Genomic DNA, 19,381 nt, shown 5'->3' with positions numbered 1-19,381 from the left:
CGCTCAGACCAGCCGGATCGCCGCCTGCAGCCGGGTGCGCACCTCGAACAACTCGGTCCCGTTGATGCGAGCCGCACCCGGCACCCCCTCCCGCAGCAGACCCGGAAGCCGGGACTGCTCGACGAGTGCGGTCACCGCGCCGCGCGCGCTTCCGAGCACCTCGAGCGACGCCGGTGCGGCGTCGTCGGGAACCACGATCACCAGAGCGGTGAACCGCACGCGTGCAGCCCGAGCGACGCGCTTGGCACGCAGCACGAGGTCGTGCATCGGTCGCTCGCCGCCCACAGCATCGGCCACCAGCTCGCCGCGGCGCACCTGAACCGGCTCGCCCCAGTCCTCGCTCTGCAGGGCGAACAGCCCTGCAGGCCCGAGCACGATGTGGTCGAGCTTGGCCGGGGTGACCGCGGCGTCGGTCGCGACATCGTGCCAGACGGTGTAGCCGATGCCCAGCGTGGAGACCTGCCGAGCCGTCGCCTCCTCGGCCAGTGCGTTGGCCAGCAGGTGACGGATGCCGCGGGGGGCACTGCGCACCAGTTGCTCGTCGTAGGGGTCCGCGATCGGTTCGCCGCGGCCGACCCACTCGCGAAGGTGCTCGAGGTAGTACTCACGCGACCAGCCCCCGGGGTGGCCGAAAATGCGCGCGGGAGGGCGCGAGTCGGCTCGCTGCCGTTCCCGCGGCGTTGCCCAGGCCCCTCGCGGCTCATCGGAGGTCGCCAACGGGCGCCCTCGGTCATAGGCGGCACGAGCCGTCGGAGTTCCCACCTGCTCCCAAGCGATCTGCACGGCATGGAAGCGTGCGACGTCGCCCCCACGGTCGGGGTGGGTCTCGCGCAGCAGCCGGCGGAACGCCCGCTTCAGCTCGTCCTCCGTAGCCGACGCACGCACGCCCAGTACCTCGTAGGGCGTGGAGGCGAGGGGGCTGTCGGCCATGACTTCGAGAGTAACCGCATCGCCGAGTGCGATCGTTCACGAAGGCCGCCGTACCGATAGAGTGTCGCCGATGCGCTGAGGGTGGCGCAGCGGCACAGGCCATGCGCGCTCATCGCGGCGATGGCGATGGGGGGACATCGGTCGTGCACAGGACTTCTCACGCAGGCGGACGACGCGTCGCGGGCACAGCGCTCGCCATGGCCGTGGGCCTGATCGCCCTGGCCGGCTGTGCAGGCGCTCCTCCGGCCCCGGCGAAGACCATCGTCGTCACCGTCACCCCGACCGCAGACCCGAAGCCCGCTGCACCGACGCCGTCGCCGCTGCCCGACATCGACGTCCAGATCGCCACCGCGCCGCCGCCGTCCCCCAACGCCCCTGCGCCGGTCATCGAGCCGGGACCGGCGACCGACAACGGCGCCGTCGCCGGCGCCATGGGGCCGGCCGTCTCGGATGCGAACGGCCAGCTGCTCAGCTACACCGTCGTGAGCGGGGACAGCTTCTTCGAGATCGCCCAGCGCTTCGACCTGCCGCAGCAGCAGCTGCTCCGGATGAACCCGCAGATCCACGATCTCGGAGAGACCATCTACATCGGGATGGTCATCAACCTCGACTGGACGAAGACGGGCTGAGGATGCCGCCGGCGACGAGCTCCCGCACGGCCGGAAGCAGCGCATCGGCGAGCGCAGAGGGTTCGATCTCAAGCAGTTCGGCGAGAGCCCCGATGATGGCGCCGACCGGAAGCTCGCCGTCGCTGGCGCCCACGAGAGCGGCCAGCCCGGTATCGGCCGCGATCGCGCGGCCGAAGCCGCCGCCCTGGTGCAGCACGATGGCGGTGGGGTTCTCCTCCCCCGGCCAGTAGTGCCGTTCCTCGGTCACGTCGGGCGCGACCACCAGACGCGCCTCGGCGAGCCGGGCATCAGCGTCCTCATCGTCGGAGCCCAGTGCGTCGATGCCGGCCAGGCAGCGCTCGAGGTGGTTGCCGAGAGGGTCTGCGGCCTCGCCGAGCGGCCCGTGCAACGCCTCGGTCCGGCGCAGAGCAGGCGTGCCGGCCGGTCGACGCAGCACCACGTAGCCGAACCCCACCGAGGCGACCTCGCGCAGGCGGAAGTCATCGAGCCACGCCTCGTAGAGCCGGTCGAAGTCATGGCCGGGCCGGGTGCCGCCGTCGCGGATCCACGTCTCCGCATACTCGGCGGGGCTCTGCACCTCGCGCTCGATCACCCAGTACTCGAGGCCGACGCCGTCGAGCCAGCCGGCGACGCGCGCGAGTCCGTCGACCTGCGCGTGGTACTCCCAATTGCCGAGGAGCTGGGCGGTGCCGCCCGCAACGAGGTGGTCGGCGGCACCCGTGAGCACCTCGCGCACGAGGGCATCGCCGACACGACCGCCGTCGCGGTACTCGTACTCCGGCACGCCCTCGACGCGGGGAGTGATGACGAACGGCGGGTTGGAGACGATCCGGTCGAAGCGCTCTCCCGCGACCGGCTCGAACAGCGATCCGGCGCGGAACTCGATGTTGTCGATCTCGTTCAGCCGGGCGTTGAGCTCGGCGATCCACAGCGCGCGGCGCGAGATGTCGGTCGCCACGACCCGACCGGCGTGCCGGGCGGCGTGCATGGCCTGGATGCCGCAGCCGGTGCCGAGATCGAGCACGCTCTCGACGGCGCTCGTGAACATGAGGCCGCTGAGGGTGAGTGATGCGCCTCCCACCCCGAGCACGTGGTCCTGCCGCAGCGGTCCCCCCGAGACCAGTTCGCCGAGGTCGCTGATGATCCACCAGTGCGCGTCGCCCGCGGCATCCGTGAACGCATAGGGGCGCAGGTCACGCGACGGCCGCATGATGTGCCCGGCGCCCCGGCTGGACGGGGCGACGGATGCGACCAGGCCGAGTTCCTCGGCGCCGGTGACCGTCAGAGTGGGGAGCGCCTCGGCGAGAGCGCTGCGCGGAACGGCCATGCCGAGCACGAAGAGCTGCGCGAGCACGGCGACCGGCGGCAGGTGAAGCAGGCGGTCGCGATGGGCCTCGAGCGCACGACGCGCGGGCACCCGGTGACCGCGGTGCAGGGCGGTCGCGGCGTCCGGCCCCCAGAGGGAGTCCAGGGCCGCCACGGTGTATCCGGCTGCGGCCAGGTCGGTGCGCAGGTCGTCGACGAGGCTCATGCCTCCATTGAACCGCGGATGAGGTGCACGCGCGTGCCCGACCGGCGCGGCGTGCGGGCGAAGAGGCCGCGCAGCCGCAGGTGACGCTCGTGGGCGGCGCGCCGGCGGCGCACCTCGAGCTCGCGGTTCAGTCGCTCATCGTCGGCGCGGAAGAGGGCGTAGGTGACGTAGGACGAGATCATGATGCACTCCAGAGGGCGGATCTTTTCGGGGATGCCTCCAGCGTGCGACGGCGGATAGGGAGTCGGATCAGGGCGTGCACCCCACCCCAATGGGGGCGGACCCTTTCCCGGCCGTCCAGCAGACTCGCGGGCGCTGTTCACGCCCAGTTCAGTTCCGAGTGGTGTGATGAAGGGGTGATAGCTCGTACGGCCGAGTACCCACGACCGGACCACTTCCTCCTGCACATCAGCGACACGCATCTGCTGGCGGGCGGCAACCGCCTCTACGGCTGCGTCGACAGCGCGTCCCACCTACGACGTCTCATCGCCGAGGTCGAGGCCTCCGACGGACGCCCCGAGGCCATCGTCTTCACCGGCGACCTGGCCGATCGCGGCGAGGCGGATGCGTACGCGACATTGCGCAGCATCGTCGAGCCCGCGGCAGAGCGGCTGGGGGCGAAGGTGATCTGGGTCATGGGCAACCATGACGAGCGAGGCGCCTTCCGCAGCACGCTGCTCGGCGAACTCCCGAGCACCGATCCCGTCGACGCGGTGCACTGGCTCGGCGGCCTGAGGGTGATCGTGCTCGACACGAGCGTTCCCGGCCACCACTGGGGCGAGGTGCGCACCGACCAGCTCGCGTGGCTGGCCCGCGAGCTCGAGACCCCGGCGCCCGACGGCACCATCCTCGCGATGCACCACCCGCCGATCCCGAGCGTGCTCGATCTCGCGGTGTCCGTCGAGTTGCGCGACCAGGCCTCCCTCGCCGGGGTGCTTCGGAATTCCGACGTACGCTCCATCATCGCCGGGCACCTGCACTATTCATCGACGGCGACGTTCGCGGGCATCCCGGTGTCGGTTGCTTCTGCGAGCTGCTACACCCAAGACCTCAACGTGCCGGTCGGGGGAACCCGCGGCCGCGACGGGGCCCGCGCCTTCAACCTCGTGCATGTCTATCCCGAGACGGTGCTGCACTCCGTCGTTCCGCTCGGGGAGTACCCGGCGCTCGACTACGTGGATGCCGCCGAGACGAGCCGCCGCCTCACGGCCGAGGGCGTCAGCATCCAGCCGGCCGCTATGCGCCCGCTGCCGCGAGTCCGACAGGATCCGACGCCGACGACGCCCCTGACCGTGCCGGTGTGACCTTCTCCCACGGGGCCGGGAACGGGAAGTAGCGCTCCAGGAATTCCGTGACGACGCGGGTGCGCTCCTCGACCCCGATCTCGGGCTTCGAGCCGTCGTTCAGGCAGAACATGTCCCGATCGCGGCGAGCGAGGAGGCGCTCCATGGCGGCGGGTGCCTCGCGCAACGTGGTCTCGATGTACTTGACGCGTGCCTGCGTCTGCACCACGGCGCGCCCGCTCATGAGCGAGTAGTAGTGGTAGAGCGAATTGGTGACCGAGATGTCGCTCGCGGAGCGGAACCGGCTCGCGGCCGTCCGGGCGAACTCGGGGGCGAACTCCTGCTCGAGCTCGTTCATGACGCTGACCCGCAGCGGGGCGGCGCAGTGCTCGAGGTGACGCGTGGTCACGGCTCCGAAGCGGTCCTTCAGGAGGGCACGGTTCACGCGAGCGGCGTTCTCGAACCCGCTGCGCGTGGGATCGGACTCGCCGAGCCCGATACGCGTCGATGCCTCGACGAATTTGGTGATGCCGCCCGGGGAGAAGAACAGGTCGGGTGTCACCGGGCGACCGAAGAACATGTCGTCGTTGGAGTAGAGGAAGTGCTCGGCGATGCCCGGGATGTGGTGCAGCTGCGACTCGACCGCGTGCGAGTTGTGGGTGGGCAGTACCTCGGGGTCGGCGAAGAACTCCTCGCTGCGCATGATGCGCACGCGCGGGTGCTCGGCCAGCCACTCGGGCGCGGGCGAATCGGTGACGATGTAGATGGTGCGCACCCAGGGTGCGAACATGTAGACGCTGCGCAAGGCGTACTTCAACTCGTTGATCTGCCGGTAGCGCGCCTCGCTGTCGTCGCCCTCGCCGACGACGTAGGCCTGCATGCGCTTGGCGCGTTCGCGCAGGAACTCCGCGCTCGAGCCGTCGACCCATGAGAAGACCATGTCGATCGGGAAGCGGATGTCGCTCGCGAGCGGCACGAACATGTTCTCGAGGGTGCGCCAGCGACGACCGTACACCTCGACGGAATCCTCGACCGCCTCGGATCGAGGCAGCCGGGTGCGCATGACGGCATTGGGCCGCGGCGCCACGATCTCGTCGTCACCGAATCGCCAGAACTCCAGCTGCATGGCGGCATCGGCGCCGAACTGCAACTGCCCGAACGGCTCGACGCGCGGGCGGTAGAGCCGCAGTACGTCGGCCTTGCGCTTGGATGAGAGGCTGCCGTCGGCGATAAGCACGTCGGGAACGTCGTGACCCACGGTGCGCGAGTAGAACGGCTCACCGGCGAAAGCGGTTGCGAGAGCCGCGGTCACCTGACGGCGGGCGCGCCGATCCACGGCGATCACGGGCCGGTCCCCCGATCCGCGCACGAGCAGGAACTCGAGCCCCGCGTCGATGAGGGCGTCACGGACGGCGAGGAGGTCTTCGACCATCGAGCCCTGTGGCGTGAAGTGGTCGGCTGCGAGAGCATACCGACCGCTCCGCAATACGATGTCGTCGCGCGCGTGCATGCGACCCCCCTCCCCTGTCCGTGGCCGAGTCTTCATTGTAAGCGGCCTACCTGTGGGCCGGCCCCGCGGGCGAGGGAGGAGGCTCAGGAGCGGCCGGCGCGGAAGACCGCCTCGGTGCGGCTCGTGGCTCCGAGCTTGCGCAGGATGGCGGAGACGTGCACGCTCGCGGTCTTGCCGCTGATGAACAGGCGCTCGCCGATCTGCCGGTTCGAAAGGCCCTCGGCGATGAGGTCGAGCACCTGCTGCTCCCGCGCGGTGAGGCTCGCGTCGGCGACGGTGCTCTCGCGGGCGATGACGCCGCCCGCGCCGGCGAGGGGCAGCCCCGCGGATGCCGCCAGCCGGGTCGCATCCGTTGCCACCAGCCCGAGGCCGAGTGCGCTCGCCCCATCCAGCGCCTGCTGCAGCTCGGCGCGGGCCGCGGCACGGTCTCCGGCGACCAGGAGCGCTCGGCCGAGCTGCAGGCGCGCGTAAGCAGGGAGCAAGCGCGGCGCCGTCGGGTGCACGGCCAGCTCGACGGCCGTTCTCCAGAGTACCGGATCGGTGCCCGTGCCCCCGCTGCCGAGCTCGGCCTCGACGAAGGCCGACCAGATGTCGGCGGTCGGCCAGAACGAGAGGAGCGCGAGCTCGTCGCGGATGCGGCGCTCCTCGATGGCGAGGTCGACATCGCTCCCGCCCTGTTCCCGCAACGCCGCGAGGGCGCGCGCGGCGTTCCACAGCAGCGGCAGTGCGTACGCCGGCATGGTGAACCGGCCGGAGTCGAAGACCACCTCGGCCTCCTGCCAGGCTGCGCGGGCGTCACCAGTGGCCAGCGCGATCTCGGCGGCCAGCCGGTCCACGCCCAACCGGGTCTGCAGCTCGATGTCGGCGATCTGCGCCATGAGCGGCCGCAGTGCGCGGAACTGCGCCGCAGCGCCCGCGGGATCGCCGCGCCACAGCCGGGCCCCGAGACGGGCACGCTGCAGGTAGACCCGGAACGCGGGCTGGGGATCCAGCGCGAGGCCGCGTTCGATCAGTGCATCGGCCCGGTCCCACTCGGCGAGGGCGATCAGCGGATCCACCGCGTTCGAGGCCAGGATGACCCCCGAGCTGCGTTCAACTCCGAGCGCCCTGGCTCGGTCGAGGCCGCTCTGGGCGAGTTCGATGGCCTCGTCGTGGCGCCCCAACAGGTACATGACGTCGGAGGAGTTGACCCAGTACCGCAACAGAGCGCTGCCGTCGCCGCGTGCCAGGTTGCGGGCGCGCTGCAGCTGGTCGAGGCCGCGCTCGATCTCGCCCATGTGCACCCGGCACACCCCGGCGATGTTGGAGGCGATCGACGCATTCCGGTGCCAGCCGTTCTGCTCGGCCAGCGGAAGCGCCTCGTCGGCGAGCGCGATCGCCTCTTCGAGCCGGCCCTCGACCATGAACCGTCCGGCGAGGGCGGTGGTGATGCCGGTCAGGAGCTCCTCGTCGCCATCGCGGGCGAGCTCGCGCGCCTGCTCGAGCAGCTCGATGCTGCCCGGCCGGCCGGTGTTCGAACGGTACATCGCCTTGTCGCGCAGCAGCCGGGCGTACAGCGGATCCCCCGGCTCGCACTCGCGCAACCCCAGGTCGACCATGGCGAGTGCCCGCTCGCCCTCGCCCGCGTTGCGCAGGTGCGACGCCGTGCGGCTGATCAGCTCCACCTTGCGCATGCCCGCGACCGCCTCGGCGTCGGCCACGTCGTCCCAGAGTTCGATGGCCCGCTCGCCCATCTGGGCGGCCGTGGCGTAGGCGTAGGCCGCTCTCGCCTCCCACATAGCGCGCATGGTCGCAGGGAAGGCGCGCTCGAAGTCGCGGGCGCCGAGGAAGTGGTACGAGATCTCGGCCGCGACCCGGCGCGTGGCCGCCTCGGCCTGGAACGCCTCGGCGTAGCGCGCGTGATACCGGGCCCGCTCACCGGGCAACAGGTCATCGAGGATCGCCTCACGCACGAGGGCGTGGTGGAAGGCGTAGGCGTCGCCGTCGATGCGCAGCACGCCGCCGATCACCGCCTCGCGGGCCGCCGATTCGAGCTGCGCCGCGGTTCCGTCGAAGACTCGGGCGAGGCGCTCGTGCGGCACGGAGATGCCGCCGGTCGAGATGACGCGCAACAGCGTCTGGGCCGGTTCGGAGAGGCGCTCGTAACGGGCGAGCAGCAGCTCACGCAGGGTGTCGGGTATCTCGTCATCGAGCGCGCAGGCCTCGATGCCGAGAAGCTCCTCGACGAAGAACGGGATGCCGTCACTGCGATCGAAGACGGTCGCGAGCTCGGCATCCGTCAGCTCGTCGCCACGGATCGAGCGCACCTGCTTGCGCACCTGGGCGCGCGTGAGCCGGTGCAGCTCCCAGCGATCGACCGCACGGTTGCGCTCGACCTCGGAGAGGAACCCCCGCACCGGGTGACCACGGGTGACGTCGTCGGTGCGATAGCTCAACACGAACAGCACACGACCGGCGGTCATGGCCCGCAGGAGGAAGCGCAGCAGCGACAGGCTCGCGCCGTCGATCCAGTGGAGGTCTTCGACGATGGCGACGACCGGGCGGGTACGGGAGAGCGTCTCGAGCACGACGGCGACCGCCTCCTGCAGTTGGCCGCTGCTGACGGCACCGCTCGTGGCGACCTCGGGAATCGCCTCGTCGCCGAGTTCGGGAAGCAGGGCGGCGAGCGCCGCGCGGCCCGGGCCGGCCGCCGCGAGCACGGCGTCGGCACCGACCTGCGCGATCAGTTCGCGCAGCAGCGCCTTCACCGGCGAATAGGGCGGAGCCACCGCCCCCAAATCGACGCACTGGCCCTTCACGAGGGAGGCCGACCCGCCGACGGCCGCTTCGAACTCCGCGATCAGGCGACTCTTGCCGATGCCCGCCTCTCCCCCGATGACGACGGCGCGCGGGGAGCCGGCTGCCGCCTCGGCGAGGGCCGACTGCAGGCGCCCGAGCTCGGCCGAGCGGCCGATCATGCTTGGACTGGACGGTGTCACGACTTCATCGTGCCACCAGCCACCGACATCCGGGTGACCCTCCGCGGACGTCGGGGATGCGGCCGCCAGGCTCACGCGGCGGCGTGGCGATGCTGGTGCGTGCGTACGTGGTGCCGGCGACGAGCGGGCTCGGCCGGAGCCTCGGGCTCCGACTCGAGCCGCTCCTGTTCGCTGCGGCGGTGATGCAGCGCGATCTCACTGACGCGCACATCGTCGGCATGCTGGCTGAGGGCGAGATAACCGGCTGAGAACTGCATGATTCCTCCTGGACGTGAACTCCTGCGACACGTCTACAGTGCTCGCTAAGGCACCCCGGCCAGATCGGGAGGATGCCCTATCTTCGCCTCGTGCGGCCGCCCCAGCCTGAGGTGCCCGCCCCCCTCAGGCGGTGGGTTCACCCAGACTGAGCATCAGGCGATTCGCCCACGCGAAGAAGGCCGCCGCCTGCACGAGGTCGGCGATCGCCGCATCGTCCAGGCCCTCGTCGCGCAGGGCGGAGACGTGCCCGCGCGTCAGGGCCGGCGGCGTGGCGGTGAGCGCGACCGCGGCATCGACGATCGCCCGCCAGCGCGGCCCGAGGTCGGCATCCGTGCCCTCGTCGAGCAACCGCTGGACGTCGTCGGCCCGCTTCGAGTGGTGGCTGGCGAAACGGGCGTGCACGCTCGCGCAGAAGATGCACCCGTTGGCGCGGCTCACGGCCGTCGCCGCGAGTTCCCGCTCGGCGCGCGGCAGTCCGCCGTCGGTGTTGTAGAAGATGTCCTTGTCGGCTCGGGTGCGCGCCCCGAGCACCTCGGGGTCGCGCGCGAGCAGCGCGAAGTACGGGCTCTTGGCACGTGCCGCCTCCACGAGGCCCTCCCAGGTGCGTTCCGTGAACTCCTCCTCGGGCAGGGGCGCCAGCCACGGCTCCCAGCCGAGGTTGTCCTGGGTGAACGCGAGCGGCCGGAGCGAGCTCCCTGCCGTTGCATCGATCTCGGACGTGGCATTGGCGGCGCTCATGCGATCAGCTCCCATCCGGCCACGACGCGCACCTGGAAGGTGAGGAACGAGACGAGCTGCGACAGGGTGACGATCTCGTCGACGCTCCAGCCGGCATCGGCGAGGGCCTGCAGGGCGGATGCGTCGGCCTCGCGCGGGCGGAAGACCAGCAGGTGGGCGTGGTCGATCGCGGCGGCGAGCCGCCCTCCGAGGGCGCGCCGGTGCGCGTCGGCGACCCGGTAACGCGGCCCCTCGACGCTCTCGATCGCGAGGGGACCATCGGGGAAGACTCCGTAGGGGCCCGTTGTGGCGGCCAGCAGGACCTCGCTGTGCACCACGTCGGCGATGCCGGTGACGGGATCGAGACTGCGCAGGCGTGCGAGATAGTGCTCGGCCGCGGGTGAGGCGCCGTGCACGCCGGCGACGAACGCGGCGACGGCGAGGCGTTCCCGGGGACTCGGGCCGGTTCTCGTCACGGCCGGGAACAGGCTGTCATAGGCGAGCTGGGCGTTGCGGCGCGTCTCGGGCCGGCTGCGCCGGAGCGCGTCGATCCGCGAGCCCTGCCGAACACCCAGCAGGGCGTCGATCACATCGGGTGGGGTGGACATGGGTGGTTCCTCCTCGGAGCGTTTCAGTGGTGGTGATGGTTCAGTGGGTTCAGGCAGGTCTCGTGAGCTGCTCACACGGATGCCAGCGTGCCGATGCCCAGCGCAGGGGCGACGGCTGAGGCGGTCAGCTCGATCGATCGCAGGGTGAGCTCGTGGCCCGGGTCGACGGAGTGAACCTGGAAGGCCACGTCCGTTGCGCGCGCGAGCGTGGCATCCGCCGAGAGCGAGGCCACCACATCCTCGACCGCCCCGATGTGCGTGTCGGTGCCGGCGATGAGGTCCGCGAGCTCATCACTCTCGAAGCGGTGGCCGGCCGCTGCGAGCGAGGCGGCGGCCCGCCGCAACCCGCGTTCCGACACGGCGAGCAGCCGCTCGCGATCATCGCCGACGACGAGCGTGCGCGAGGCGAGGATGCGCGGCGGGACGTTCGCGGGCAGGGCATCGAGGTAGGCGTCGATGATGGGCTGCTGCACCTCGGCCAGGGCGGCACGGGGCCGGTCGGGAGGTCGCGGCTGCGTCCGCGAGAGCAGCAGGCCGTCGCCGGCCCGTCCGGCACGCGCTCCGCCCTCGACGGAGAACGTCGCCTGCCAGATGCGGTCGCCGAGGCCGGGGGCCGGCGGGTAGAGGGTCGGGCCGGCGAGCAGCCCGCGAAGCCGCTCGAGGTGCTCCCCCAGCAGCCGTCCGCGATCCTCGCTCCGCCGGCCGAACACGCCGAACGACGAGGCCGTTCCGCCGCTGCCGACGCCGAGTTCGAAGCGGCCGCCCGAGAGCGTGTCGAGCACGGCGGCGTCTTCGGCCAGCCGCACCGGGTCTTCGAGGGGAAGCGTCACGATCGCCGTCCCCAGGCGGATGCGGTCGGTGAGGGCCGCCGCCGCGGCCAGCAGCACGAGCGGCGAGGGGAGGCCGCCCTCAGCACCGTTGAAGTGGTGCTGGGCGACCCAGGCCGTGTCGAATCCGTGCCGCTCGGCGTGCCGGACCTGCTCGAGGGCGTAGGAGTAGCGCTGTGCGGCATCGGCATCCTCGAGCAGCCGGGTGAAGAACCCGAGGCGCGTCATGCCGCCACCGCCTTCGGCACCGGAACAGCCGCGAGCAGATCGCGGGTCACGTCGTGCTCAGGCGCCTCGAAGACCTGCTCCGCTGTTCCCGTCTCGACGAGCCGGCCGCGGCTGAAGACCGAGACCGTGTCGGCGATGCGCCGCACCACCGCGAGGTCGTGCGAGATGAACACGTAGGTGAGCCCCAACTGGGTCTGCAGCGAATCGAGCAGTTCGAGGATGCGGGCCTGCACCGTGACGTCGAGGGCCGACACCGCCTCGTCGAGCACGAGGATGCGCGGGTCCAGGGCGAGCGCCCGGGCGATGGCGACACGCTGGCGCTGGCCGCCGGAGAGTTCGCGCGGACGCCGGAAGAGCAGGGCGGCATCCAGCGCCACCCGGTCCACGAGTTCCGCCGCGCGCTCGGCCGCCTGCGCCCGACCGATGCCGAGGTTGCGCAGCGGCTCGGCGACGATGGCACTCACCGTCTGCCTCGGATCGAGGGAGCCGAACGGATTCTGGTAGACCAGCTGCACGCTGCGGCGCAGTCGCCGCAGCTCGCCGCCATGCAGGCCGGTGGCATCCGCGCCGTCGATGATCACCCGGCCCGCCGTCGGAACATCGAAGCCGGCGATGGCGCGTGCGATGCTCGTCTTGCCCGAGCCGGACTCGCCGACGATCGCGTGCGTGGTTCCACGCCGCACCTGCAGGCTCACGTCGTCCACTGCCCGGAAGGCCGTTCGGCCGCGGCCGTGCTCCCGTACGAGGCCCTGCACCTCGACGGCGTACGGGTTCTCGGCTGCGGCCGCGCCGGCGTCGCGCAGGTAGAGGGGTGCGCGAGGAGGCCGCACCGGCGGCACCGACAGCGAGGGGGCGTCGGCGAACAGCCGGCGCACGTAGGGATGCTCGGGGCGCTGCAGCACCGCATCCACCGAACCGTGCTGTCGGATCCGCCCCTGCTGCAGCACGACGATGTCGTCGGCCCGTTCCGCGGCGACGCCCAGGTCGTGCGTCACGAGCAGCACGGCGGTGCCCAACTCGCGCCGCAACTCGTCGATCGTGTCGAGGATGCGCTTCTGCACCGTGACGTCGAGCGCGCTCGTGGGCTCGTCGGCGATCACGAGCTCCGGCTCGAGCGCGAGGGCCGAGGCGATGAGCACGCGCTGGCGCATGCCGCCCGAGAGCTCGTGCGGGTACTGCTTCGCACGCCGCGCCGGATCGTCGATTCCCACGCGGTCCAGGGCCTCGAGCACCCGGGAGCGCAGCACGGCCCGCGGCATCCGGGTGTGGATGCGCAGCGCCTCGCCCAGCTGCACGCCGACCGGCTTCACCGGGTTCAGGCTCGCGGAAGGGTCTTGCGGGATGAGGCCGATGCGCGCTCCGCGAACGGTGCCCAGCCGCGCCTGCGACCAGTCGGAGATGTCGGTGCCTCCGAGCACGATGCGCCCCGATGAGCGGCGCGCGTTCGCCGGGAGCAGTCCGATCACCGCCTGGGCCGTCGTGGTCTTGCCCGAACCCGATTCGCCGACCAGGGCGAGCACCTCCCCCGGCCGGATGCTGAAGCCCACCTCGTGCACGACCGTGGTGGTGACTCCCTCGCGGGCGTAGCCGACGCTGAGGCCCTCGACCTCGAGTGCTGCCGTCATCGTGATACTCCGATCGAGGAACTGATGCGATTGGCCGAGAGCACGACGAGCACGACCACGAGACCGGGGAAGGTCGTGATCCACCACGCCGTGGCGATGTAGTTGCGGCCCTCGGCGATCAGCAGGCCCCATTCCGGCGTGGGGGGCGGCGCCCCGTAACCGAGGAAGCCGAGGGTCGACAGGGCGATGATCGCCGTGCCGAGCTGAAGGGCGGTGAGCGAGATGACGGGACCGACCGAGTTGGGAAGCACGTGCCGGGCGAGCACGCTGAAGAAGCGGCCGCCTGACCCGAACGCCGCCTCCACGTAGTCGCCGCGTCGCACGCGCACGACCTCCGATCGGCTGAGCCGTGCGAAGGATGCCACGCTCGTGACACCGACCGCGATGGCCGCGTTCACGGTTCCGAACCCCAGCAGGATGATGATCGACAGGCTCAGCAGCAGTCCCGGGATTGAGAGCAGCACGTCGACGACGCGGCCGACGACGACGTCGATGATTCCGCCCGCCGATCCCGCCAGTACCCCGAGGGCGGTTCCGGCGACGAGACCGACGGCGACGGCCACCGCGGCGCCCGTCAGGGAGTGCACCGCCCCGTAGACGATACGGGCGTAGAGGTCGCGACCCAGCTCATCCGTGCCCAGCCAATGGGCTGCGCTCGGCGCCTGCAGCTTCTCGGCCGGCACCCCGCTCACGCCGCTGTACCCGGTGAACAGGAAGGGCACGACGGCCCAGGCGATCACGACCGCCACGATGATCCAGGCGAGCACGAGCCCCGGACGGATGCGACGCAGTAGCGGCCGGATCCCTCCGGCGCCCGCCGCCTGTTCAGCGAGACGGTCGTTCCGGCCCTGCTCGGCCTCGACGCCGGAGACCTCGGGCGTCTGCACCTCTGGTGCGTGGATGGTGCTCATGCGGCGACCTCCTGCGCGGCGACGGAGCGTGCCACGGAACGGCGGGGAGCCCGCAACCGCGGGTCGAGAACGGGATAGGCGAGGTCGACGGCGAGGTTCACCACGACGTAGACGAGCGCGGCCAGAAGCACGATGGCCTGCAGCACCGCCGTGTCCTGGTTGTCGACGGCCTGCTGCGTGAGACGGCCGATGCCATTGCGCGCGAAGACCGTCTCGGTGACGACGGCGCCCGCGATGAGCTCGCCGAAGAGCACGCCGGCGATCGTCAGCGACGGGAGCACGGCATTGCGGGCGACGTGGTGCACGAGCACCCGCAGCGGCGACGCTCCCTTCGCACGCACCACGGCGACGAACGGCAGCGGGGTAACCGCATCGATCGAGCGCACGAGCACCTGCGCGATGGGTGCCGAGATGGGGATGGCCACCGTGAGCACCGGCAGCACGAGCAGCTGCAGCGGTGTGCCGCCGATCACCGGGATGACGTGCAGGCGGAACGAGAAGACCTGGATGAGGGTGATGCCGAGCCAGAAGGTGGGAACCGACACGAACAGGCTCGGAAGCGACTGCAGGGCACCGCGCAGCCAGGCGAACGGGCTGAGGGTGGAGAGGAAGGCGATCGCCACGGCGATCACGATCGCCAGCACCAGCGCGGATGCGGCGAGCGCGATCGTCGAGGGCAGGTTCGCCGCGAGCAGCGACCCCACCGAGACGCCGGAGACGAGCGAGTACCCGAGGTTTCCGGTGAGCACGTTGCCGAGCGAGTGCAGGTACTGCACGAGCAGGCTCTCGTCTGCGCCGTAACTGGCGCGGATGTCGGCGATCTGGTCGGGGGTCAGTCCGAGGTCGCCGCCCTCGAACTGGATGAGCACGGCATCCCCGGGCAGCGCCTGGAGTAGCACGAAGCTCACCGTGAACGCGGCCCACAGCACGAGCACCGCTTGCCCGACGCGCCCGAGGATGTACCGTGCCATCTCAGTGCTTCGCGATCCAGGTGTTGTAGAAGCTCGGGCGGCCGACCGCCTCGAAGTCCCAGCCCTTGACGTAGGGCGCCGCGGCGAAGACCTGCGGCTCCTCGAACAATGGGATGTTGAGTGCCTGGTCGATCAGGTGGCGCTGGGCATCCTGGGTGAAGGCGGCCCGGGCATCCGGGTCGACCTCGGCGGTCTCCGACTCGAGCAGTCCGTTGAGGGTGGGGTCGGTGAACGCCGCGGTCGGGCTGAGTCCCCCGGCCTGCAAAAGCCCGTCGCGGTTCTTGGGGTAGAACTGGCTCTTGATCACGTCGGGATCGGCGCGGCCGACCTCGGTCACGACGAGCGGGGTCTTCTGGGCGTCCTTGTTGTCGGTCGCCGCGCTTCCCGCGTCGCCCGCGAGAACGTTCAGCTTCACGCCGACCTTCGCCCACTGCTGGGCGAGCAGTTGCAGCACCTGCTTGTTCTGCGGCTGCGGCAGCGACTCGTAGACGGTGAGCTCGAGCGCCCGCCCGTCCTTGGCACGGATGCCGTCGGCGCCCTTCTTCCAGCCGGCGTCGTCGAGCAGCTTCGCCGCCTGCTTCGCATCGGGCTTCAGCTGCTTCGAGAGGTCGACGTAGCCGGTGGCCTGGTGCGCGAGCACGCTCGTGGCCACCGGGTAGTTCTTGCTGAACAGCGTGTCGACGATCTCCTGGGCGTCCGTCGCCTTGAGCAGGGCGCGTCGCACGTTCACGTCGGCGACGAGCGGGTTGTCGGGGCGGAAGGAGACCGAGTCGTTGACCCCGCGCGTCGGCGCCGCGTACACCGTGAAGCCCTGCGCGGTCACCTGGTCCTCGTCGTACGCCTGCACCTGGCGGATCGCATCCGCCTGGCCCGAGAGCAGCGAGCCGATGCGCACGCTGTCCTCCCCGGTCACGATGTAGGTGATGGAGTCGAGGTAGGGCCGGCCCTGGTTGGCGCTGGACTCGTGGGCCCAGGCGTAGTCGGTGCGGGCCTTGAGCACGAGCTGCTTGCCGAGCTCCTCGCTCTCGACGGTGAAGGGTCCCGATCCGATGATCTTCGTCGCGTCGCCGAGTTGCTCGTAGGGCAGTGCCAGGGTAGCCGGCGAGACGAGCCCGGAACCGATCACGCTCGTGCCCTGCAGGAAGCCCGGTGAGGGCTTCGAGAAGAAGAACTTCACCGTCTGCGGGTCGATGACCTCGCTGTGGTCGTAGTTGTTGACGACCTCGGAGACGGGCTGCTTGAGCGCCGGGTTGCCCAGGCCGTAGGTGTCGAAGTTCTTCGCGACCGCCGCGGCGTCGAGCGGCGTTCCATCGCTGAAGGTGACGCCCTTGCGCAGGTGGAAGGTGTACTGCGTCTTGTCGTCGTTGACCTCCCACGACTTAGCGATCCAGGGCTCGATGGCGAGCGTCTCGGGGTTCTGCCAGGTGAGCTTGTCGGTGATCTGGTTCAGCACGCCGCCATTGGGATAGAAACCGCCCGACGGCGGGTAGAGGTTGGTGTGCGCCTGCTGCTCGAGGTAGGTGAGCGTGCCGCCGGTGACGGGCTTCTCGCCGGTCTTGTCGGCGGCCTTGTCGGCTGCGCCGGCGACGTTCGCGGGGGCTGCGCAGCCGGCGAGCAGGGCCAGCGTCGCGGTCAGCGCGCCTGCTGCGGCGAGGCCTCGGGTGAAACGTGACATCGGTGTGCCTTTCGTGCGGAATGGGATTGCACGATGCTGGCGCCAGGGATGCGCGGCTGTCGACCAATGTGACGGAGGCCGTTACGACTCGTCACCCGCCGTAACGAGGGTTGCGTTCAGGGCGGATTCAGGCGGGGGCGACCGCGGTGACGCGCACGATGGCCGTTCCGGCCTCGTCGGAGGCGTCGAGGTCGACCTCGGCGCTGATCGCCCAGTCACGGTCGCCGGTGGGGTCGTCGAAGATCTGCCGCGCCTGCCAGAGCCGGCCGCTCTCCTCGAGCAGCAGCAGCGCGCTGCTGCGCGCATCCGCCCCCGTGCCGATGGCGTCGTATTCGGCGTAGTAGCGGTCCAACGCCTCGCCCCACTGCGCCTCACCGAAGCCGTGCTCGGCGTCGAGCTCGCCGAGGGCCTCGGCGTCATCGAGGGCCGCCAGCTGCACCCGGCGGAAGAGCTCGTTGCGTACGAGCACGCGGAAGGCGCGCAGGTTCGAGGTCAGTCGGCGCGGTGCCGGCGGAACGATCTCGGCATCCGGGCCCTCGGCACGACGCAGCGCCTCGAGGGCGGCCTCATCGGGATGCGCGAGCTCGTTCCACTCGTCGAGCAGGCTCGAGTCCACCTGCGCCACGAGCTCGCCCAGCCACTCGATGAGGTCGCCGAGCTCGTCGTCGATCTTCTCGCGAGGAATGGTCTGCCGCGCGGCGCGGTAGGCGTCGGAGAGGTAACGCAGCACCACTCCTTCGGTGCGGGCGAGCTTGTAGAACGCCACGAACTCGCCGAACGACATGGCACGTTCGTACATGTCGCGCACGACCGACTTGGGGCTCAGCGAGAAGTCGCGCACCCACGGCTGCTCGGCGGCATAGCTCTCATAGGCGGCATCGAGCAGCTCGGCGAGGGGCTTGGGCCAGGTGACCTGCTCGAGCAGCTCCATGCGCTCCTCGTACTCGATGCCCTCGCGCTTCATCGCCGCGACGGCCTCACCGCGGGCGACGAACTGCTGTTGCGAGAGGATCGCGCGCGGGTCATCGAGGGTGGCCTCGAGGATGGAGAGCACGTCGAGCGCGTAACCCGGCGCATCCGGGTCGATCAGCTCGAAGGCCGCGAGCGCGAACGGCGACAGCGGCTGGTTCAGGGCGAAGTTCGGCTGCAGGTCGACGGTGAGACGGATGCCGTCCTCGTCCTGCGTGACGATGCCCGCGACCCGCAGAGTGCGGTAGATCGAGAGGGCGCGCCGGGCGAGCGCGTACTGCCGCTCGCGGGGCTCGTGGTTGTCGAACACGAGTCGGCGCACGTTGGCGAACACGTCGCCGCCGCGCGCGATCACGTTGATGAGCATCGCGCTCGTCATCTGCAGGTGCGAGCGCAGGGGCTCCGGCTCGGCGGTGATGAGGCGGTTGAACGAGCCCTCGCCCCACGAGACGAACCCCTCGGGAGCCTTCTTGCGCACCACCCGCCGCTGCTTCTTCACGTCGTCACCGGCCTTGGCCATCAGGCGCGCGTTCTCGATCTCGTGCTCGGGGGCGAGCGCAACGACCGTGCCGCTCGTGTCGAAGCCGGCACGGCCCGCGCGACCGGCGATCTGGTGGAACTCCCGGGCGGTGAGCTGTCGCATCCGCTGCCCGTCGAACTTGGTCAGGCCGGTCAGCAGCACCGTGCGGATGGGCACGTTGATTCCGACGCCGAGCGTGTCGGTGCCGCAGATCACCCGCAGCAGGCCGCGCTGGGCGAGGGTCTCGACGAGGCGCCGGTACTTGGGCAGCATGCCGGCGTGGTGCACGCCGATGCCGAGCCGGATGAGCCGCGAGAGCGTCTTGCCGAACGCTGTCGTGAACCGGAAGCCGCCGATGAGCTCCGCGATCTCGTCGCGCTGCTCTCGGCTGGCGACCTTGACGCTCGAGAGCGCCTGGGCACGCTCGAGCGCGGCCGCCTGTGAGAAGTGCACGACGTAGACCGGTGCCCGGTCGGTGTGCAGCAGCTCCTCGATGGCCTCGTGCACGGGCGTGGCCTCGTAGGAGTAGACCAGCGGAACCGGTCGCTCTACACCGGTCACGGATGCCGTGGGCCGGCCCGTGCGCCGCTCGAGGTCTTCGGCGATGGCGGTGGTGTCGCCGAGCGTCGCGCTCATGAGCACGAACTGGCTGTGCGCGAGCTCGATCAGCGGCACCTGCCAGGCCCAGCCGCGCTCCTGGTCGCCGTAGTAGTGGAACTCGTCCATGATGACGACGTCGGCCGACAGGGCGTCGCCGTGCCGGAGCGCCTGGTTTGCGAGGATCTCGGCGGTGCAGCAGATGATCCGGGCGTCGGGATTGACCGCGGAGTCGCCGGTGAGCATGCCCACGTTGGCGGCACCGAAGGTGTCGACGAGTGCGAAGAACTTCTCGCTCACGAGCGCCTTGATGGGCGCGGTGTAGAAGCTGCGGCGCCCGGCCGCCATCGCGGCGAAGTGGGCTCCGACGGCGACGAGCGACTTCCCGGTGCCCGTGGGGGTGGAGAGGATGAGGTTCGCACCTGAGACGACCTCAATCAGCGCCTCCTCCTGGGCGGGGTAGAGGGTGAGCCCGCTGGCGCTCGTCCATTCCTCGAAGGCCGCGAAGACCGCATCCGCATCGTCGGTAGCGGGCAGGCGCTCGAGCAGCGAGAGCGCGTCGTCGGTCATGGTGTTCGAGTCTAAGCTGAGGGCTCGCACCAGGAGTTCGAGAG

At 70.7% G+C, this 19,381-nt stretch carries 16 protein-coding genes; 2 read left to right on the top strand and 14 right to left on the bottom strand.

The features are described 5' to 3' along the window. Positions 1-3: 3 nt before the first annotated feature. Entirely contained in the window at positions 4-930 is a 927-nt protein-coding gene (locus WDJ51_RS10420; protein ID WP_337852394.1) for a J domain-containing protein, read from the bottom strand. Between the two features lie 197 nt (positions 931-1,127). On the opposite strand from WDJ51_RS10420, the gene WDJ51_RS10415 reads away from it, so the two are divergent. Then, entirely contained in the window at positions 1,128-1,559 is a 432-nt protein-coding gene (locus WDJ51_RS10415; protein WP_337852393.1) for a LysM peptidoglycan-binding domain-containing protein, read from the top strand. On the opposite strand, the gene WDJ51_RS10410 is transcribed toward WDJ51_RS10415, so the two are convergent. Then, positions 1,531-3,090, bottom strand: a complete 1,560-nt coding sequence (locus tag WDJ51_RS10410) for a DUF7059 domain-containing protein (RefSeq protein WP_337852392.1) — start codon at positions 3,088-3,090, stop codon at positions 1,531-1,533. The genes WDJ51_RS10415 and WDJ51_RS10410 overlap by 29 nt on opposite strands. Next, positions 3,087-3,272: a hypothetical protein gene (locus WDJ51_RS10405; protein WP_337852391.1), complete on the bottom strand. Its 186-nt coding sequence runs from the start codon at positions 3,270-3,272 to the stop codon at positions 3,087-3,089. Before WDJ51_RS10405 ends, WDJ51_RS10410 begins: the two co-directional genes overlap by 4 nt. A 174-nt stretch (positions 3,273-3,446) precedes the next feature. On the opposite strand from WDJ51_RS10405, the gene WDJ51_RS10400 reads away from it, so the two are divergent. Beyond that, entirely contained in the window at positions 3,447-4,394 is a 948-nt protein-coding gene (locus WDJ51_RS10400) for a phosphodiesterase (RefSeq protein ID WP_337852390.1), read from the top strand. Here the strand turns inward: WDJ51_RS10400 and WDJ51_RS10395 are convergent. From WDJ51_RS10395 to WDJ51_RS10345, 11 genes are all read right to left on the bottom strand, one after another. Further along, positions 4,327-5,919 carry a stealth family protein gene (locus WDJ51_RS10395; RefSeq protein WP_337852389.1) on the bottom strand — a complete coding sequence of 531 codons (1,593 nt, stop codon included), beginning with the start codon at positions 5,917-5,919 and terminating at the stop codon, positions 4,327-4,329. The two genes, WDJ51_RS10400 and WDJ51_RS10395, sit on opposite strands and share 68 nt — an antisense overlap. Positions 5,920-5,966: 47 nt before the next feature. Next, positions 5,967-8,840, bottom strand: coding sequence for an ATP-binding protein (locus WDJ51_RS10390; RefSeq protein ID WP_337852388.1), 2,874 nt, complete (start codon positions 8,838-8,840; stop codon positions 5,967-5,969). A gap of 92 nt (positions 8,841-8,932) precedes the next feature. Further along, positions 8,933-9,118, bottom strand: coding sequence for a hypothetical protein (locus tag WDJ51_RS10385; RefSeq protein ID WP_337852387.1), 186 nt, complete (start codon positions 9,116-9,118; stop codon positions 8,933-8,935). A gap of 124 nt (positions 9,119-9,242) precedes the next feature. Continuing rightward, positions 9,243-9,857, bottom strand: coding sequence for an alkylhydroperoxidase domain protein (locus WDJ51_RS10380; protein ID WP_337852386.1), 615 nt, complete (start codon positions 9,855-9,857; stop codon positions 9,243-9,245). Beyond that, positions 9,854-10,444 (bottom strand): CMD domain protein, encoded by a 591-nt coding sequence (locus WDJ51_RS10375; protein WP_337852385.1) that lies wholly within the window; start codon positions 10,442-10,444, stop codon positions 9,854-9,856. Before WDJ51_RS10375 ends, WDJ51_RS10380 begins: the two co-directional genes overlap by 4 nt. 71 nt (positions 10,445-10,515) lie before the next feature. Beyond that, positions 10,516-11,499, bottom strand: coding sequence for a putative FMN-dependent luciferase-like monooxygenase (locus WDJ51_RS10370; protein WP_337852384.1), 984 nt, complete (start codon positions 11,497-11,499; stop codon positions 10,516-10,518). Beyond that, on the bottom strand, positions 11,496-13,124 hold the full coding sequence (locus tag WDJ51_RS10365; protein WP_337852383.1) for an ABC transporter ATP-binding protein: 1,629 nt from the start codon (positions 13,122-13,124) through the stop codon (positions 11,496-11,498). The genes WDJ51_RS10370 and WDJ51_RS10365 overlap by 4 nt, the downstream gene beginning before the upstream one ends. Continuing rightward, positions 13,121-14,035: an ABC transporter permease gene (locus WDJ51_RS10360; protein ID WP_337852382.1), complete on the bottom strand. Its 915-nt coding sequence runs from the start codon at positions 14,033-14,035 to the stop codon at positions 13,121-13,123. The genes WDJ51_RS10365 and WDJ51_RS10360 overlap by 4 nt, the downstream gene beginning before the upstream one ends. Then, positions 14,032-15,006 (bottom strand): ABC transporter permease, encoded by a 975-nt coding sequence (locus WDJ51_RS10355; RefSeq protein ID WP_337852381.1) that lies wholly within the window; start codon positions 15,004-15,006, stop codon positions 14,032-14,034. The genes WDJ51_RS10360 and WDJ51_RS10355 overlap by 4 nt, the downstream gene beginning before the upstream one ends. Before the next feature lies 1 nt (position 15,007). Further along, entirely contained in the window at positions 15,008-16,681 is a 1,674-nt protein-coding gene (locus tag WDJ51_RS10350) for a TIGR04028 family ABC transporter substrate-binding protein (protein WP_337852380.1), read from the bottom strand. 127 nt (positions 16,682-16,808) lie between these two features. Continuing rightward, a complete protein-coding gene (locus WDJ51_RS10345; protein ID WP_337852379.1) occupies positions 16,809-19,337 on the bottom strand; it encodes a DEAD/DEAH box helicase in 2,529 nt (842 codons plus the stop codon). Between the last annotated feature and the right edge of the window lie 44 nt (positions 19,338-19,381).

It is taken from the genome of Rathayibacter sp. YIM 133350, assembly GCF_037404875.1.
Taxonomy (GTDB): Bacteria; Actinomycetota; Actinomycetes; order Actinomycetales; family Microbacteriaceae; genus Orlajensenia.
Note: the sequence above shows the minus strand (reverse complement) of the source record. Positions and strands in the feature narration are given on the sequence as shown.

What these genes read in the sequence shown, in the direction of transcription:
- WDJ51_RS10420 (WP_337852394.1), bottom strand. Translation starts at nt 930, where the DNA reads ATGGCCGACAGCCCCCTCGCCTCCACGCCCTACGAGGTACTGGGCGTG.
- WDJ51_RS10415 (WP_337852393.1), top strand. Translation starts at nt 1,128, where the DNA reads ATGGCCGTGGGCCTGATCGCCCTGGCCGGCTGTGCAGGCGCTCCTCCG.
- WDJ51_RS10410 (WP_337852392.1), bottom strand. Translation starts at nt 3,090, where the DNA reads ATGAGCCTCGTCGACGACCTGCGCACCGACCTGGCCGCAGCCGGATAC.
- WDJ51_RS10405 (WP_337852391.1), bottom strand. Translation starts at nt 3,272, where the DNA reads ATGATCTCGTCCTACGTCACCTACGCCCTCTTCCGCGCCGACGATGAG.
- WDJ51_RS10395 (WP_337852389.1), bottom strand. Translation starts at nt 5,919, where the DNA reads ATGAAGACTCGGCCACGGACAGGGGAGGGGGGTCGCATGCACGCGCGC.
- WDJ51_RS10390 (WP_337852388.1), bottom strand. Translation starts at nt 8,840, where the DNA reads ATGATCGGCCGCTCGGCCGAGCTCGGGCGCCTGCAGTCGGCCCTCGCC.
- WDJ51_RS10385 (WP_337852387.1), bottom strand. Translation starts at nt 9,118, where the DNA reads ATGCAGTTCTCAGCCGGTTATCTCGCCCTCAGCCAGCATGCCGACGAT.
- WDJ51_RS10380 (WP_337852386.1), bottom strand. Translation starts at nt 9,857, where the DNA reads ATGAGCGCCGCCAATGCCACGTCCGAGATCGATGCAACGGCAGGGAGC.
- WDJ51_RS10375 (WP_337852385.1), bottom strand. Translation starts at nt 10,444, where the DNA reads ATGTCCACCCCACCCGATGTGATCGACGCCCTGCTGGGTGTTCGGCAG.
- WDJ51_RS10370 (WP_337852384.1), bottom strand. Translation starts at nt 11,499, where the DNA reads ATGACGCGCCTCGGGTTCTTCACCCGGCTGCTCGAGGATGCCGATGCC.
- WDJ51_RS10365 (WP_337852383.1), bottom strand. Translation starts at nt 13,124, where the DNA reads ATGACGGCAGCACTCGAGGTCGAGGGCCTCAGCGTCGGCTACGCCCGC.
- WDJ51_RS10360 (WP_337852382.1), bottom strand. Translation starts at nt 14,035, where the DNA reads ATGAGCACCATCCACGCACCAGAGGTGCAGACGCCCGAGGTCTCCGGC.
- WDJ51_RS10355 (WP_337852381.1), bottom strand. Translation starts at nt 15,006, where the DNA reads ATGGCACGGTACATCCTCGGGCGCGTCGGGCAAGCGGTGCTCGTGCTG.
- WDJ51_RS10350 (WP_337852380.1), bottom strand. Translation starts at nt 16,681, where the DNA reads ATGTCACGTTTCACCCGAGGCCTCGCCGCAGCAGGCGCGCTGACCGCG.
- WDJ51_RS10345 (WP_337852379.1), bottom strand. Translation starts at nt 19,337, where the DNA reads ATGACCGACGACGCGCTCTCGCTGCTCGAGCGCCTGCCCGCTACCGAC.